Genomic DNA, 16,374 nt, shown 5'->3' on the forward strand with positions numbered 1-16,374 from the left:
AGCAGTCACGAACAGTCATGAGCGGTCAGTCATCGACAGTCGCAACCAGCGGCCGAGGAGGGGGAGTTCGGTGAGCAGCTTCACGAAAGGGCTCAAGAAGGTCGAGGTCTCGCTGAAATGGGACCCGAGCCCGATCGGCACGCCGCCCCATGATCTCGACATCATCGCGGCGACCTACACGTCCGACGATCCGGGCGACGCTCCGGCCTACGTCGTGCATTTCGACAGCCGCTCCCCCGACGGGACCATCACCCTCAACCGCGACAGCACCACCGGCCAGGGCTTCGGGTTCGACGAAGTCATGACACTGGAGCTGGAACGTCTGTCTCCCTCCTACGCGCGCGTGGTCGTCGGTATCGCCATACAACAGGGGGAGCGGGCAACGGTGTTCGGAGCAGTGGCGAACACGGCGGTGCGGATCCGCGAGGGATACACCGACCTCGCGCAGAACGACTTCTCCGAAGTGGCCGATTCCACGGCGGCCGTGATCGCCGAGTTCACGAGGGACGACTCGGGAGAGTGGGCGTTCCGCGAGATCCTCCGGGGCTTCGACAGCGACCCGACCTCGTTCGCCGCCGCGATGGGCCGCGCGCGCTGAGCGCCCCGGGAACGCGGAACGGGTGAGGGGCGGCGGGCCTGGTGGCCCGCCGCCCCTCACCTCACTGCGTCAGCGGATCAGCTGCAACCGCTGGTCGAGCCGCAGCCCTCGCAGATGTAGCAGGAGCCGGCGCGCTGCATCTTCGTGCCGCAGGAGAAGCACAGCGGTGCGTCCGCCTGGATGCCCAGCTGCATCTCCACGAGCTCGGCGCTGGTGTGCGCCTGCTGCGGAGCCGGCGCCACGGCCTTGGCCTTGGGGGCCTCGACGACGGCCTTCAGGGACTCGGTCTGCAGCGGGGCGGACTGAGCCAGACCCTCGACGTCGACCTCGACATCGTCGATGGACGGCTCGTACGAGCCCGTCTCCAGGTGACGCTGTCGCTCCTCTGCCGAGTGGATGCCGAGCGCGGAGCGCGTCTCGAAGGGCAGGAAGTCGAGCGCAAGGCGGCGGAAGATGTAGTCGACGATCGACTGCGCCATCCGCACGTCCGGGTCGTCCGTCATGCCGGCCGGCTCGAAGCGCATGTTCGTGAACTTCGAGACGTACGTCTCCAGCGGGACGCCGTACTGCAGGCCCACGGAGACGGCGATCGAGAAGGCGTCCATCATGCCGGCGAGGGTGGAGCCCTGCTTCGACATCTTCAGGAAGACCTCGCCGAGACCGTCGTCCGGGTAGGAGTTGGCGGTCATGTAGCCCTCGGCGCCACCGACGGTGAAGGAGGTGGTGATCCCCGGGCGGCCCTTGGGCAGACGCTTGCGGACCGGACGGTACTCGACGACCTTCTCGACCGCGGTACGGATGGTCTCCTCGGCCTTGGCGGTGACCGCCTCCTTCTCCTTCTCCTTGGTCTTGGCGGAGAGGGGCTGGCCGACCTTGCAGTTGTCGCGGTAGATGGCGAGCGCCTTGACGCCCATCTTCCACGCCTCGAAGTAGACCTCTTCGACGTCCTCGACCGAGGCGGTCTCGGGCAGGTTGACCGTCTTGGACAGCGCGCCGGAGATCCAGGGCTGGATGGCGGCCATCATGCGGACGTGGCCCATCGCGGAGATGGAACGCTCGCCCATCGCGCAGTCGAAGACCTCGTAGTGCTCGGTCTTCAGGCCGGGGGCGTCGATCACGTTGCCGTTGTCGGCGATGTGGGCGACGATCGCCTCGATCTGCTCCTCCTGGTAACCCAGGCGGCGCAGGGCCTGCGGGACGGTGCCGTTGACGATCTGCATCGAGCCGCCGCCGACCAGCTTCTTGAACTTGACCAGGGCGAGGTCGGGCTCGAGCCCGGTGGTGTCGCAGGACATCGCGAGACCGATGGTGCCGGTCGGGGCGATGACCGAGGCCTGCGCGTTGCGGAAACCGTTCTTCTCGCCGAGACGGACGACGTCCTGCCAGGCCTCCGTGGCGGCGGCCCAGATCGGCGAGTCCAGGTCGTCCATGCGGACGGCCGTGGTGTTCGCGTCGGCGTGCTGCTTCATGACGCGCTGGTGCGGCTCGGCGTTACGGGCGTAACCGTCGTACGGGCCGACGACCGCGGCCAGCTCGGCGGAACGCTTGTACGAGGTACCGGTCATCAGCGACGTGATGGAACCGGCCAGGGCGCGGCCGCCGTCGGAGTCGTACGCGTGACCCGTGGCCATCAGCAGGGCGCCGAGGTTGGCGTAGCCGATGCCCAGCTGACGGTAGGCGCGGGTGTTCTCGCCGATCTTCTGCGTCGGGAAGTCCGCGAAGCAGATCGAGATGTCCATCGCGGTGATGACCAGCTCGACGACCTTGGAGAAGCGGTCGACGTCGAAGGACTGGTGGCCCTTGCCGTCGTCCTTCAGGAACTTCATCAGGTTCAGCGACGCGAGGTTGCAGGACGTGTTGTCCAGGTGCATGTACTCGCTGCACGGGTTCGAGCCGTTGATCCGGCCGGACTCCGGGCAGGTGTGCCACTGGTTGATGGTGTCGTCGTACTGGATGCCGGGGTCGGCACACGCCCACGCGGCCTCGGCCATCTTGCGGAAGAGCGACTTGGCGTCGACCTCCTCGATGACGTCACCGGTCATCCGGGCGCGCAGACCGAACTTGCCGCCGGTCTCCACGGCCTTCATGAACTCGTCGTTCACGCGGACCGAGTTGTTGGCGTTCTGGTACTGGACGGACGTGATGTCGTCGCCGCCCAGGTCCATGTCGAAGCCCGCGTCACGCAGTGCGCGGATCTTCTCCTCTTCCTTCACCTTGGTCTCGATGAAGTTCTCGATGTCGGGGTGGTCGACGTCGAGGATGACCATCTTGGCCGCGCGGCGCGTGGCGCCACCCGACTTGATCGTTCCTGCGGAGGCGTCCGCACCGCGCATGAAGGAGACGGGACCCGAGGCGTTGCCGCCCGAGGACAGCAGTTCCTTGGAAGAACGGATCCGGGAGAGGTTCAGGCCGGCGCCGGAGCCGCCCTTGAAGATCATTCCCTCTTCCTTGTACCAGTCGAGGATCGACTCCATGGAGTCGTCGACGGCCAGGATGAAGCAGGCGGAGACCTGCTGGGGCTGCGGCGTACCGACGTTGAACCACACCGGAGAGTTGAAGCTGAAGATCTGGTGCAGGAGGGCATACGCCAGCTCGTGCTCGAAGATCTCGGCGTCGGCGGGCGAGGAGAAGTACTTGTAGTCCTCTCCGGCCTTCCGGTACGTCTTCACGATCCGGTCGATGAGCTGCCTGAGGCTCACCTCGCGCTGCGGGGTGCCGACCGCGCCGCGGAAGTACTTGCTGGTGACGATGTTGACCGCGTTCACCGACCAGAAGCCGGGGAACTCGACGCCACGCTGCTCGAAGTTGATCGAGCCGTCGCGCCAATTGGTCATGACGACGTCACGGCGCTCCCACTCCACCTCGTCGTACGGATGCACGCCGGGAGTCGTGTGGATGCGCTCGATACGCAGCCCCTTGGTGGCCTTGGCTCCCTTGGCGCGGGAACCTCGTGCCGGGCCACTCGTCGTCTCTGTCATGCCGCCTCCCTATACCGGGCTAAAACGCCCCGAAGTGCCTCGATCTTCCCGTGGCACGGTGTGTGTCTTGTATTGCGGACGCCGCTCTTGCCGCCCGCAACAGGTCTGAATGGCCGCCGACCGACCCCTGGGCCGATCAGTCGGCAGCGGTGGCGGGCACGGGGACTTCTACAGTCCCTCCGGACCCGCAGTCACATGGTTCGCGCTCTCCGCCCGCGTCACCCCGGCTCGCGCCGGGCAGCTGTTCCCTCAGCTCCGCGATGGCCGAGTCGAAGTCCTCCAGCGAATTGAACGCCCGGTACACGGACGCGAAGCGCAGGTAGGCGACGAGGTCGAGTTCCTGAAGCGGGCCGAGTATGGCCAGACCCACGTCATGAGTGGTCAGCTCCGCGCTGCCGGTGGCACGCACCGCCTCTTCGACCCGCTGGCCGAGCTGGGCGAGGGCGTCCTCGGTGACGGGGCGACCCTGGCATGCCTTGCGGACGCCGTTGATCACCTTCGTACGGCTGAAGGGTTCGGTCACCCCGCTCCGCTTGACCACCATGAGCGAGCACGTCTCCACGGTCGTGAAACGACGGGAGCAGTCGGGGCACTGGCGGCGCCTGCGGATCGACGTGCCGTCGTCGGTGGTGCGACTGTCGACGACACGGCTGTCGGGGTGCCTGCAGAAGGGGCAGTGCATGGAACTCCAACCCTCCTTCACAGCACGACTCAATGGCCTCGGGAGGCCCTTCAGGCCCCTCGAAGCAGCCCCAAGCATAGGCGATGACGGAGGCCTCGACGGACCGGGACCACAACTTCTGGGCTGCCGATGCAATCCAACCACTAGATCTGGGGTTTGGTCGCAAATTCGCCCCCACGCGTGTCGCTTTCACCTAGCGAACACCGGGGCGGGAGCGCGCCCATGACGGATGCCCGCAGATCGCGGACGGCGGCGCACGGAGAGGGGGCCGGTTCCGGGTTGACGGACCACCGGATGGCACACTGGGAACCCCACGGAGTGGGTCACGGCCTCGGCGGTGAAGCGTACCGTAATGAACCGAATTGCCACTCCGGCGAAGCGCAAGGCATACACCCAGGCACATGATCACGACAAGCAATCTGCGATTTTTCACTCGAACGTGTGTTTGGCGCAACCTTTCGAAAGCAACTACCGTTGGCTAGCTAGGGAGAACAACTCGAGAGGGGCCGACCGACGTGACCACCACCGCAGACAGCGCCACCATCACTGCCCAGGACCGTTCCCAGGGCCGACTCGAGCCGGTGCATGCCATGAATGACGCATCCATGAGCGCGGAGGGGCCGAAGCCCGCGCGCTCCCTGCCGGGCCGACCTCCCGGCATCCGGGCGGACAGCTCGGGGCTCACGGACAGGCAGCGGCGCGTCATCGAGGTGATCAGGGACTCCGTGCAGCGGCGTGGTTACCCGCCGTCGATGCGGGAGATCGGCCAGGCGGTGGGCCTGTCGAGCACGTCGTCGGTCGCGCACCAGCTGATGGCCCTCGAGCGCAAGGGTTTCCTGCGCCGGGACCCGCACCGCCCCCGCGCCTACGAGGTCCGTGGCTCCGACCAGCCGAGCGCGCAGCCCACGGACACCGCGGGCAAGCCGGCCGCGTCGTACGTCCCGCTCGTCGGCCGCATCGCCGCCGGTGGCCCGATCCTCGCGGAAGAGTCCGTCGAGGACGTGTTCCCTCTCCCCCGGCAGCTGGTCGGTGACGGCGAGCTGTTCGTCCTGAAGGTCGTCGGTGACTCGATGATCGAGGCCGCGATCTGTGACGGCGACTGGGTCACGGTCCGCCGCCAGCCGGTCGCGGAGAACGGCGACATCGTCGCCGCGATGCTCGAGGGCGAGGCCACCGTCAAGCGTTTCAAGCGCGAGGACGGCCATGTGTGGCTGCTGCCGCACAACTCCGCGTACCAGCCGATCCCCGGTGACGAGGCGACGATCCTCGGCAAGGTGGTGGCCGTTCTGCGGCGGGTGTGACACCGCGCCCCTGACCGGGCCCCGGAACCAACTGCGCCGGTTCCGGGGCCCTGCTGTGTCCTGGGCCTGCCGTTTGTGGGGCCAGACGTGTGGGCGGAGCTCCGGGTGTCCGGGGCTCCGCCCACACGGCCGCATGGTCCGCGCGGCTACGCGGTCTCTTCGGCTTCGGCGGTCGCCTTCGCATCGATGGCGGCCAGTGAGCGCCGCACCTGGTTCTGGTCCGTCGTGTACCAGAAGTCCGGCATCGAGGCCCGCAGATAGCTGCCGTACCGGGCCGTCGCCAGGCGCGGGTCCAGGACCGCCACGACGCCGCGGTCCCCCGTCGCCCGTACGAGACGGCCCGCGCCCTGGGCCATCAGCAGGGCAGCGTGTGTCGCCGCCACGGCCATGAAGCCATTACCGCCGGCGTCCTCGACGGCCTTCTGCCGGGCGCTCATCAGCGGGTCGTCGGGCCGCGGGAACGGGATCTTGTCCATGACGACGAGCTGGCAGCTGGCGCCCGGAACGTCCACGCCCTGCCACAGGGAGAGCGTGCCGAACAGACACGTCTTCGGGTCGGCCGCGAACCCCTTGATGAGCTCGCCGAGCGTCTCCTCGCCCTGGAGCAGGATCGGGTACTCGGGGAGTCGGGTCCGCAGCTCCTCGGCCGCGGCCTGGGCGGCGCGCATGGACGAGAAGAGTCCCAGCGTCCGGCCGCCGGCGGCCTGCATCAGCTCGGACAGCTCGTCCATCATGTCGCTGCGGGTGCCCTCACGCGCGGGGCGTGCCAGGTGCTTGGCGACGTAGAGAATGCCCTGCTTGCGGTACTCGAACGGCGATCCGACATCGACGCCCTTCCACTGCGGCAGGCCCTCGCCCTCCTGGCCCTCGGGGGCCAGGCCCAGAGAGGCACCCACCCCGTTGAAATCGCCGCCCAGCTTGAGCGTTGCCGAGGTCAGCACGACGGACCGCTCCGCGAAGAGCTTCTCCCGCAGCAGGCCGGACACCGACATGGGGGCCACTCTGACGGACGCGCCGAAGCGGTCGTGGCGCTCGTACCAGACGACGTCGTACTCGGAGCCGTTCGTGATGCGCTCGGCCACGTCGTGGATGCTCTCCACGGAGGCCAGGGCCTGCTTGCGTACCGCGTCCTCGTCCTGGACGGACTTGTCGCGCGTGGTGCCCAGGGCCGAGATGACGGTCCGGGAGGCGTCCCGCAGCGCCATCAGCGCGTAGCCGAGGTCCTCCGGGACCTCCTCCAGACGGCCGGGCAGGGCCAGCTCCATGAGCCGCTCGAAGCCCTCGGCCGCGGTCTGGAGCTGATCGGCCGCCTTCTCGTTGACGAGCTTGGCGGAACGGCGCACCGCGCGGTTCACCTGCCCCGGAGTGAGCTCGCCGGTCGCCACACCCGTGACCCGGGAGACGAGCTCGTGCGCCTCGTCCACGATCAGTACCTCGTGGGACGGCAGGACAGGTGCTCCTTCGATGGCGTCGATCGCCAGGAGCGCGTGATTCGTGACGATCACATCGGCGAGCTTGGCCCGCTCGCGGGCCGCCTCGGCGAAGCACTCCTGTCCGTACGCGCACTTGGTGGCGCCCAGACATTCTCTGGAGGAGACCGACACCTGGGACCAGGCCCGGTCGGAGACTCCGGGGGTCAGGTCGTCGCGGTCGCCGGTCTCCGTCTCGTCGGCCCAGTCCCGCATCCGCAGCAGGTCCTGGCCGAGCTTGCTGGTCGGAGCGGCCGCTTCGAACTGGTCGAAGAGCCCCTCCTCCTCGTCCTGCGGCGCTCCTTCATGGAGGCGGTGCAGGCACAGATAGTTCGACCGGCCCTTGAGCATGGCGAACTGGGGGCGCCGGCGCAGCAGGGGGTGCAGCGCGTCGACCGTGCGCGGCAGATCCCGCTCGACGAGCTGGCGCTGGAGGGCCAGCGTGGCCGTCGCGACCACGACCCGCTCGCCGTGCGCCAGGGCAGGGACCAGGTAACCGAGGGACTTACCGGTACCCGTGCCTGCCTGTGCGAGCAGGTGGGAACCGCCGTCGATCGCCTCGGCGACGGTCTCGGCCATGGTCACCTGGCCAGGTCGTTCCGTACCGCCCACGGCGGCGACGGCGGCGTGCAGGAGCTCGGGGAGGGAGGGCTTCGTCATAGCTCGACCACCCTACGGGGCACCACTGACAATCCCGCGATCAAGGCTGGTGCAGTGGATTGGGCACCGTGCCGTGCACGGCCGCGTGGGGGCGCTGCGACCGGTCGCGGTAACCGTCCAGATGCAGTCGGTTGCGATTGAGGCAGAGCCGCTCGATACGGGGAGTGAGGAGGTCGAACATCTCGTACCGCTCCTTGAGCTCGGGGAAGCGCGCCTGATGCCGCACGATCTCAGCGCGCACCAGGGACCAGAACTTCTCTTCCGTGACACCCAGCTGCTGCTCGCACAGGGGCGCCAGATACCGGAAGACGCCGACGAAGAGCCCCGAGTGGATGAACTGGGTCAGGAAGGCGGGCGGCTCGGTGAGCAGGGTCTCGCGGACGTCCTGCGGCATGCGGTCGTGTTCGGGCAGCGGCTCGGCGCTCACGTTCACGTCGTCGACGAAGTCCTTCACCGCGAGCCGCACCGGCACGTCGTGGTCGTCGAAGACGACGATGGCGTTCTCCCCGTGCGGGGAGAACACGGTGCCGTAGCGGTAGAGGAAGTGCAGAAGCGGGGGGAGCAGGGCCGCGAAGAGCCGGCGCAGCCACACCTCGGGGGTCAGCCCGGATCGGGCGACGAGTTCCGCGGTGAACGCCCGGCCGTGCGGGTCCACGTGCAGCAGAGAGGCCAGGGTGCGGGCCCGTTCGCCGGGGGCGAGATACCGGGAGACCGGTTCGCGCCAGATGGCACCCAGCAACTCCTTGTACTGATAAGGAACTTCTTCGAGGCCGTCGTACGCGGGGTGCTCGACGGCGACCGAAGCCACCTCTCCCAGGAGGATGACCCCGCAATCGTCCTTCAAGAAGGGGTCTGTTTCGCGGAGGGAGTGCATCCACGCGGTGACCGACGGTGCCGCGAGCGTGCGCTCTGTGGGCAGGCCCCGCCACACAAGGGTGTTGAGTACGGACAGCGGGAGCTTCACTGTGTGACGGTCGGGGCGCGAGATGTTGAGGAACGTACGAATGGACTGCTGGGGCAGGCGCACGTCGCCGTCGGTGGGGAGCGGCACGATGGCGTCCGTCGCGACGGAGCCGGCGAAGAGCGGCAGCACGATGTTGTTCCACTGCCACGGGTGTACCGGTAGGTACAGGTAGGCCTGCGGGTCCAGGCCGCGCTCCCGGAGGGCCTCGGCGAAGGAGTCCCGCGCCGCCGGGGAGAGTTCACGGTCGTACAGCCGATCGGATGTCGCCAGGTCCGCGACGCCTCGGTAGGCGGCGATCCTCGTGTGGACGGCGATCCACGGGAGCGTCCCGGGGATACGGGCCTCGGGGGCCCAGCGGGCGGTGTCGGAGGCCGAGAACCCCATGCGGCCCTTGTTGAGGACGAGCCAGGGGTGGCCGGTCTGGTGGCCTTCCAGTTCGGCGTATCCGAGCTCGGCGAGCTGGGCCGCGGTGAGCGCGGTGTGGTCGAGACGGGCGTCGGCGGCGAGGGTGACGGTGAGCTCGCGGATGAGATGCCCGAGCGTGGCGCCGTCGAGGTCGAGGACGTGCTTGGCGCGGAGGAGGAAGGCGAGGGGGTCGGTGAAGCGTTCAGGCGGGTTCGTTGCGGGGAGCGAGGGCCTGGGCTCGGCGGCGTCCGCGTCCTTGTCAGTCTGCGCGGGGCGACCGACGGTCCCGCCCGGGCGGTCGGCGGTCTTGTCCGGGCGGTCGACGCTCTCGGCGGGGCGACCGACGGTCTCGTCCGGCCGGCCGGCGCTGTCGTCTGCGCGGCCGGCGATCCACTGGATGCTGCCGGGATCCACGAGCCAGCTGCCGTAGGCGCCCCGGCGGGCCTTGAACCGGAACGCGCCGCCGGGCGGCATGTGGGAGCCCTCGACGGGGAGGGTGTAGAGGTCTGACCGTCCTGGCCGCGGACCAGGCCCATGAGCCGGAGCCGAACCCGGACCATGATCCAGCTCTGGCTCCGGTTCACGTTTCGGTTCGATGATCTCCTCGTACGCGAACTCGCCGATCATCTTCGCCAGCAGCCGGGCTGCGGCGCACTCCCAGTTCTCGGACGTCAGCTCCGCTGGGTCGTACAGAGCGGAGGACGCTGCGGAAGTCTGGGGCTCGGACGGATTCGGCACGGGGACTCCTCGGGAACCGGATCGGGGTGAGCGGTGTACTAAGAGTGACGGGCTCACAGCAGAGCGCGCAGGGCCCGGTCTCGGATCATCAGTGCGGCCCGTTTGTCGGGGAGCTCCACCTCGGCGGAGAAGCGGAAGCCGGCACTCAAAAAGGCGGATACAGAGGGGGTGTTGCGGAGGTCCGGCTCTGCGACGACACGGGCGCAGGGCGGACGGTGGTCGAGTACGAGGTCGGCGACGGCCTTGAGCAGGCCTGTGCCGAGTCCCCGTCCGCGGTTGGCGACACCACCGATAAGGAGGTGAACACCGGTGTCGTGCGGGCGGGCAGGATAGTGGCGGGCCAGTGGGTCGAGGTCGGCGCGGTAGATCTCCCAGTAGCTCATCGGGGTGCCGTCCAGTACGCCGAGGCAAGGGACGCTGCGCCCGTCACCGTCCAGTTGGGGGCGGAGATGGTTCTCCGTGACGCTCTCCGGGCCTTCGAGTTCCCAGAACGCGGCTACGGCTGGATCATTCATCCAGCGACTGATCAGCGCCAGGTCGCGTTCGATACGGACGGGAACCAGCTGAAAGACGCCGGAACGTGTGGTGACCGGTCCCCACGCTCCGACGTTGTCGAGCAGGTCGTCGTCCGCCAGGGCCGTCGAGGTGCCGCCCGGTGCGTGTGGTCGCGTTCCGTCGACTGGGTGCCCGTACCCGGGAAGGACTGCGCCGGTCCCCTGGCCCACGCTGCCGCTGGCCTGCCCGCCGGTTTCACCCTGTCCGGCGATCAGGTCGATGAGTTCGTCGGGCAGACGCAGGTCCAGGGTGTCGGCGACGTCCGTGCCGACGCCGGGCTCGGAGCCTGTGAGCTCGTCGGCGCCGGGGCCCGTGTCGGCGACCTCGTCGGTGACGGCATCGGCAGGGGCGATAGCGGGCGTGGCTCCGGCGTCGGTGCACGCGTCGGTCGATGACACGGCGGCGTTCCTCTCAGGGGATGGGGTGGGCGTGTACCTCAGGAATGAAGGGGGTTGGCGATGGTGACGTAGACGGATTGGGTGTCGACGGGACCGACGAGTTCGTCGAGTCCGTGCAGGCGGGTGAGGAGGTTGGCCTTGCAGCGCAGGGCCGGGGAGTCGAGGAGGTATCCGGGCAGTGGGGTGCGGAGTTTGTCCGGTCCCGACGCGACATCGGAGAGGAACCCGCGGAACGCAGCCAGCAACAGCCCTTCGTCCGCCAGCTGTTGGGAGCCGAAGGCGCCGATGAGACCGAAGACGTTGTTGATCCCGAGGTAGTAGGCGAACCTCTCGTCGGTGACGTCGTCGGAGACGAAGGTGTCGCTGTGGCTGCCGATGCCGGGCAGCCGGCCGTCCAGCTCGGCGCGGCGGGACTCGCGGAAGTAGTAGCCCTGGTTGTCGCGGTAGCGGCCGCCGACGGGCCAGCCTTCGGGATCGAGCAGCAGCAGCGTGTTCTGCTGATGGGCTTCCAGGGCCACGCCGGCGGTGCTGTCGAGCCAGAGCACCGGGCGTACGACGTGTTCGAGGTAGCGCAGGAACCACTCGGCGGCGACGGCGCCTCGGGGGCGACCGGTACGGCCGGCGAGGCGGGTGATCGTCTCGGCGAGGCGGGAGCGCATGAGCTGGCGGTCCGGCTGTCCGTGGGGCACGGCCGGAGGTCTGGGGGACACGAGGCCGGCGATGCAGGCTGCGTCGTCTCCGGGTGCAAACGGGTTGTTCCGGATCATCACGTCCAGGCCGGCCACCGGTTCGCCGTCCGGGCCGTTGACGGCGAGCCAGGCCGGGTCGCGGACGATGTCGAATCCGGGGTGGGCCGCCTGCCACTGCTCGGAGAGCCCGGTGCGCAGCAGTCGGTGGACCTCGACGCCGCGGTGGAGTTCCTTACGGAGGTTCTCCCGACGGGAGTTGGTGATGCGCAGGCCGAGCGAGAGCTTCAGCATGGCCGACGCATCGGGCCGGTAGAGCGTACGGACGGAGGAGGTGGGGTACCAGGAGGCGCCGTGCGGGCCGAGGTCACGCAGAAGGCCGGCGTCGAGGAGGGCCGCGGTCTGGGGGCGGTGCCTGAGTTCGCGCGCCTGCCAGGGGTGCAGGGGCAGCGCGGTGTGTCCGTCGGGCAGGGGCAGTTCCGTCCCGGCGAGTTGGAGGGCGAGCTGGTCTGCCGGCAGTGGGCGGCCCCGATGGGTCCAGGCCGAGTCCATCGCGAGCACCGAGCGGTTCACCGCCATCCAGTGCAGGGGGAAGGATCCCTGCAACTCGGGTGAATAGAGCCGGGATTCGGCCTCGGACAGGCCCTCGCGACTCTTCGGAGTCGGGTGCAGGGGGTGGCCGAGCAGGAGGGACTGTTCGGCGCCCAGGAAGAGGTCGGTCGTGTCGCGGGGGTTCCTGCGACGGTGGGCGATGAAGTCGGCAGTGCGGCGAATCGAGTCGGCGACGCGCCCCACCAGGTCGGCTCCGTCGCCTGAGGGGGTGGGGTGCGAGGAGTGAGGGGTGGCGGGGGGAGACGGCTCGGGGCGGGTGCCCTCGGGGTGGAGGGCCTTGGGGCGTGAGGCTTCGGGGTGGGGGGCCTGCGCCATCGGGTAGGCGGTCTCACCGCTGGGGGCGGGCTGCGCGACGGGGTCGCCGTGGGGACGCGGTGTCTCGGGTGCGGCGGCAGCGGCGACGGCCTCGGGGGTGTCCGCGACGGTCGGCGTGGGCGGCGCGAGGACGCTCGGGGTCGGTGCCGAGGCACTCGGGGCCGGCATCCGGTCGGTGGGAACCGGCGTCCGGCCGGTCGGCGACTCCGGCCCGCCTGGGGCGTCGGATGCGGTGTTCGGCGTGCCCGCCGAGCCCGGAACGCCGCCCTCCTGCCGGGGGGCGTCACCGCCGCTTCCGCCGCCGGCCCTCACCCGGACGCCGCCGCCACCCCCGACCTCGGCCGCGCTTCCCGGGCCCGATGCCTCGCGGCTCAGGAGGGCGGCGACCGTGACGGCGTCGACGTGCGGGGCGTCCAGCGGGCCGTCCTGGAGATGGGGCATGCCGAACCGGTGCCAGCCGGTCGCGGACCAGTAGTGGACAGGGATGAGGAGGGCGGTGCCACTTGCGGGCAGAGGAATGCGCAGAGTGCCGTGCGGGGGTTCGGCCAGATCGTTCTCCCGCACCCAGCAGCGGAGCAGGTTCTCGACGGCCGCGGCCTGGGCCGCGGTGCCGGGGTCGGGATGCTCCAGCAGGTCGGCGGTGGAGCCGTGCAGATGCTCGGCCTCCTGGCTGCCGTCCTTCTGCCGGGGGACCGTCCCGCGTTCCGGGGCGAGTTGGGGCTGCGTGTCGCAGGCTCCGCTCGCCTGGGGGCGGTGTCGGTCGTCGGGTGCGGGATTGGCGTTCAACGGGGCTTCCTTGTGGGGTAGTTGACTCCGTGGTGCGGTGGTCCGGACTGTCCGGTGTTCCGCTGCTGTCCGTGGTGGTCCGTGTTGTGGTGGCCCAGGCCCGGTGGGTATGGGGCTTCAGGACGGGGCCGGTCCCGGCTGGGCTATCCGCAATGGGTGCGGGCCGCCTCGGCCAGGGCGTCGGCGAGACGCTCGACGACGGCGGCAGCCTGTTCGTCGGTGATCGTGAGGGGCGGCAGAAGGCGTACGACGCTGGAGTGGCGGCCGCCGAGCTCGACGATGAGTCCACGCCGGAGGCATTCGCGCTGCACGGACGCGGCGAGTCCGGGGGCGGGAGGATGTGGGCTCAGGTCGGGTGCGGCCGGTCGGTCCGGGTCCTGGGCGGCGCCCACGTCGACCAGTTCGACGCCGATCATCAGGCCGCGGCCCCGCACGTCCCCGATGCAGGGGTGTTCGGCGGCGAGGCCCTGGAGCTGGCCCACCATGCGGGCGCCCAGGAGGGCGGCGCGTTCGGCGAGACGGTTCTCCCGGACATGGGCGAGGGTCGCGGCGCCGGCGGCCATGGCGAGCTGGTTCCCGCGGAACGTGCCGGCGTGGGCCCCGGGTTGCCACACGTCGAGGTCGTCCCGGTAGACGACGACGGCCAGGGGAAGGCTGCCGCCGATCGCCTTGGACAGGACCATGACGTCGGGCACCACGCCGCTGTGTTCGACGGCCCAGAAGGCGCCGGTCCTGCCGACGCCGGTCTGGACCTCGTCGGCGATCAGGGGGATGGAGCGTGCCGCGGTCAGTTCCCGCATCCGCCGCATCCAGGCGTCGGGCGCGGGAATCACCCCGCCTTCCCCCTGGACGGGTTCGAGGATCATGCCGGCGGGGTGCGGCACCCCCGACTTGGGGTCGTCGAGGAGGGATTCGGTCCAGCGCGCGGAGAGTTCGGCGCCGCGCTCACCGCCGACGCCGAAGGGACAGCGGTAGTCCTGCGGAAAGGGGAGCCGCGCGACCCTGACGTCCTGCGCTCCGCCGGACGCTTCGAGCGCCCCCGCGGTCATCCCGTGATAGGCGCCGGTGAAGGCGAGCATTCCGCTGCGGCCGGTGGCCGTGCGGACGAGTTTCAGGGCGGCCTCCACCGCGTCGGTGCCGGCCGGTCCGCAGAACTGGATCCGTGCCCGCTCGGCGAGTCCGGCGGGCAGCGTTCGGAAGAGTTCCGTCGTGAAGGCGTCCTTCACGGGGGTGGCCAGATCGAGCACATGCAGGGGGGCGCCGGAGTCGAGTACGCGTCTGATCGCTTCGAGCACGACAGGGTGATTGTGGCCGAGGGCCAGCGTGCCCGCGCCGGAGAGGCAGTCGAGGTACCGGCGTCCGTCGGCGCCCTCGATCGTCAGGCCGCGGGCCCGCACGGGCACGATCGGCAGGGCGCGCGCATAGGTGCGGGCCGCCGACTCCCGCGCGGACTGCCGCCGCAGGATTCCCTCTTGGGCAACGCCCTCACGGGCGGCGCCCCCCTCATACCCCGCGGACATCGCCGCGGACGCAGGCTCGGTGACGGCCACGACTGTTGGTCCTCCCCTTGGATCCCGCTGGATCCGGTCGATTTCTCGGTACGGGGGATCAGTTGACGTACGGGTGTCCGGGGCGGAACCCCAAGGACCGAGCGACGACGGCGAATCCCCCGTACGTACCAACGACGGTGACTGCGCGGGATCACGGGTCGGGGGAAAATCCTTGTCGCTCGGAAGATCCATGCCGTGACGGAACCGTTGCCGTTCCGTGGGTAGTCCCCCACAGCGCGCGCATAGGGTGGGTTGCCGTTCGACGGAGGGCGGAGGGTTCGGTCGCGGGGCGAGGCACATCAAGTGCCGAGCGTGGCGCGGCGGGTTCACGACCGACGGCGGCCGGCACTGCACAGTTCTCGAAGCCCAGGGGGATTCACGACATGCGACCCATACGTCCGCTCTCGACCGATCGGCGCGGGAGGAGCGCGCGCCGCAGAACCTCCCCCGTGGCGGCTCTCGCCGTCGGTGCGGCGCTCGCACTCACCGCCACCGCGTGCGGTCCCGGCGACGACAACGCGGACTCGAAGCCGACCGCGTCCGCCGCGCAGGGCGGCAGCGACAAGATCCAGATCCCGGACGACATCAAGGACCGGCTCAAGGAGCACGGTATTGATCTGGACAAGTGGAAGAACGGCGAGTGGAAGAACTGGGACAAGGACAAGTGGCTGCGTGAGGCGCAGGACTACGTCAACCCCATCATCGACGGTCTGTGGGACCCGGACCGGATGCGTGACGCCGACAAGAACCCGGACAACGAGGTCGACGACAACGACATCTCGGGCGACCAGGGCGTGACCGACCCGACGCCGCAGCCGGTGAAGGCCGCGGCCGTCGGCACGCCGTACCACGACAGCGCGCCGTACGCGGGAAAGCTCTTCTTCGACGGCCCCGAGGGCTCGATGGTCTGCTCGGCGACGGTCGTCACGGACCCCGCGCACCCGGGCAAGTCGAACATGGTGTGGACCGCGGGTCACTGCGTGCACGCCGGCAAGAGCGGCGGCTGGTACCGCAACATCGCCTTCGTGCCCTCGTACAACAACGCGGGCCTGTCGGACGAGCAGCTCAAGACCGCCACCAAGGAAGAGGTCGCTCCGTACGGCGTCTGGTGGGGCGCGTGGGCGCAGACGTCCGACCAGTGGATCGAGCAGGGCGGTCCGACGGGCGGTCAGGGCGCGCCGTACGACTTCGCGGTCATCCAGGTCACGCCGGAAAAGGGCAGCGAGGGCAAGTCTCTTGAGGAGGCGGTCGGTTCGGCCGTGCCGGTCGACTTCAACGCGCCCGCGGTGCCGAAGATCGCGACGATGACGGCGAAGGGCTACCCGGCCGCGCCGCCGTACGACGGCCAGACGCTCTACCAGTGCGCCGACAAGCCGGGCCGGCTCTCGCTCGCGAAGGCCGAGCCGACGATGTACCGCATCGGGTGCACCATGACCGGCGGTTCCTCCGGTGGCGGCTGGATCGCGCAGGGCTCCAGCGGCAAGCCGTCGCTGGTGTCGAACACGTCGATCGGCCCGGTGACGGCCGGTTGGCTCGCGGGCCCGCGCCTCGGCAAGGAGGCCAAGGGGATCTACGACGCGGTCAGCAAGAAGTACGCCGGCCAGTAGGGCGGGCAACGCCGGTGAGCAGGCAACGAACAGCGGCGGGGTGACGAAACCTTCACCACCCCGCCGCTGT

The 16,374-nt window shown here is 69.7% G+C and carries 10 protein-coding genes; 3 read left to right on the forward strand and 7 right to left on the reverse strand.

Annotated elements, in window-relative coordinates; all coding sequences use genetic code 11:
* Nucleotides 1–70 precede the first annotated feature (70 nt).
* Nucleotides 71–598, forward strand: coding sequence for a TerD family protein (locus OHO83_RS14685; protein WP_330279593.1), 528 nt, complete (start codon nt 71–73; stop codon nt 596–598).
* Nucleotides 599–675: 77 nt separating this feature from the next.
* On the opposite strand, the gene OHO83_RS14690 is transcribed toward OHO83_RS14685, so the two are convergent.
* Nucleotides 676–3,576: a vitamin B12-dependent ribonucleotide reductase gene (locus OHO83_RS14690; RefSeq protein WP_266674895.1), complete on the reverse strand. Its 2,901-nt coding sequence runs from the start codon at nt 3,574–3,576 to the stop codon at nt 676–678.
* Between the two features lie 136 nt (nt 3,577–3,712).
* Nucleotides 3,713–4,258: a transcriptional regulator NrdR gene (nrdR, locus tag OHO83_RS14695; protein ID WP_266674894.1), complete on the reverse strand. Its 546-nt coding sequence runs from the start codon at nt 4,256–4,258 to the stop codon at nt 3,713–3,715.
* Nucleotides 4,259–4,773: 515 nt separating this feature from the next.
* Between nrdR and lexA the strand changes: the two genes are divergently transcribed.
* Entirely contained in the window at nt 4,774–5,559 is a 786-nt protein-coding gene (lexA, locus tag OHO83_RS14700) for a transcriptional repressor LexA (protein ID WP_100591111.1), read from the forward strand.
* A 146-nt stretch (nt 5,560–5,705) separates the two neighbouring features.
* On the opposite strand, the gene OHO83_RS14705 is transcribed toward lexA, so the two are convergent.
* From OHO83_RS14705 to OHO83_RS14725, 5 genes are all read right to left on the reverse strand, one after another.
* Nucleotides 5,706–7,688, reverse strand: coding sequence for an ATP-dependent DNA helicase (locus OHO83_RS14705; protein ID WP_266674893.1), 1,983 nt, complete (start codon nt 7,686–7,688; stop codon nt 5,706–5,708).
* Between the two features lie 40 nt (nt 7,689–7,728).
* Entirely contained in the window at nt 7,729–9,684 is a 1,956-nt protein-coding gene (locus OHO83_RS14710) for an IucA/IucC family protein (protein WP_330280778.1), read from the reverse strand.
* 164 nt (nt 9,685–9,848) lie between these two features.
* Entirely contained in the window at nt 9,849–10,748 is a 900-nt protein-coding gene (locus OHO83_RS14715; RefSeq protein WP_266674892.1) for a GNAT family N-acetyltransferase, read from the reverse strand.
* Between the two features lie 38 nt (nt 10,749–10,786).
* Nucleotides 10,787–13,147: an IucA/IucC family protein gene (locus OHO83_RS14720; protein ID WP_330279594.1), complete on the reverse strand. Its 2,361-nt coding sequence runs from the start codon at nt 13,145–13,147 to the stop codon at nt 10,787–10,789.
* 143 nt (nt 13,148–13,290) lie between these two features.
* Nucleotides 13,291–14,697 carry a diaminobutyrate--2-oxoglutarate transaminase family protein gene (locus OHO83_RS14725; protein ID WP_443066046.1) on the reverse strand — a complete coding sequence of 469 codons (1,407 nt, stop codon included), beginning with the start codon at nt 14,695–14,697 and terminating at the stop codon, nt 13,291–13,293.
* A gap of 383 nt (nt 14,698–15,080) precedes the next feature.
* Here OHO83_RS14725 and OHO83_RS14730 point away from each other — a divergent pair, with 383 nt between their 5' ends.
* Nucleotides 15,081–16,304 (forward strand): trypsin-like serine peptidase, encoded by a 1,224-nt coding sequence (locus OHO83_RS14730; RefSeq protein ID WP_330279595.1) that lies wholly within the window; start codon nt 15,081–15,083, stop codon nt 16,302–16,304.
* Nucleotides 16,305–16,374: the final 70 nt, after the last annotated feature.

Source organism: Streptomyces sp. NBC_00569 (genome assembly GCF_036345255.1).
Taxonomy (GTDB): domain Bacteria; phylum Actinomycetota; class Actinomycetes; order Streptomycetales; family Streptomycetaceae; genus Streptomyces.

Coding starts and splice junctions, on each gene's coding strand:
- OHO83_RS14690 (WP_266674895.1), bottom strand. CDS start 3,576: ATGACAGAGACGACGAGTGGCCCGGCACGAGGTTCCCGCGCCAAGGGA.
- nrdR (WP_266674894.1), bottom strand. CDS start 4,258: ATGCACTGCCCCTTCTGCAGGCACCCCGACAGCCGTGTCGTCGACAGT.
- OHO83_RS14705 (WP_266674893.1), bottom strand. CDS start 7,688: ATGACGAAGCCCTCCCTCCCCGAGCTCCTGCACGCCGCCGTCGCCGCC.
- OHO83_RS14710 (WP_330280778.1), bottom strand. CDS start 9,684: ATGATCGGCGAGTTCGCGTACGAGGAGATCATCGAACCGAAACGTGAA.
- OHO83_RS14730 (WP_330279595.1), top strand. CDS start 15,081: ATGCGACCCATACGTCCGCTCTCGACCGATCGGCGCGGGAGGAGCGCG.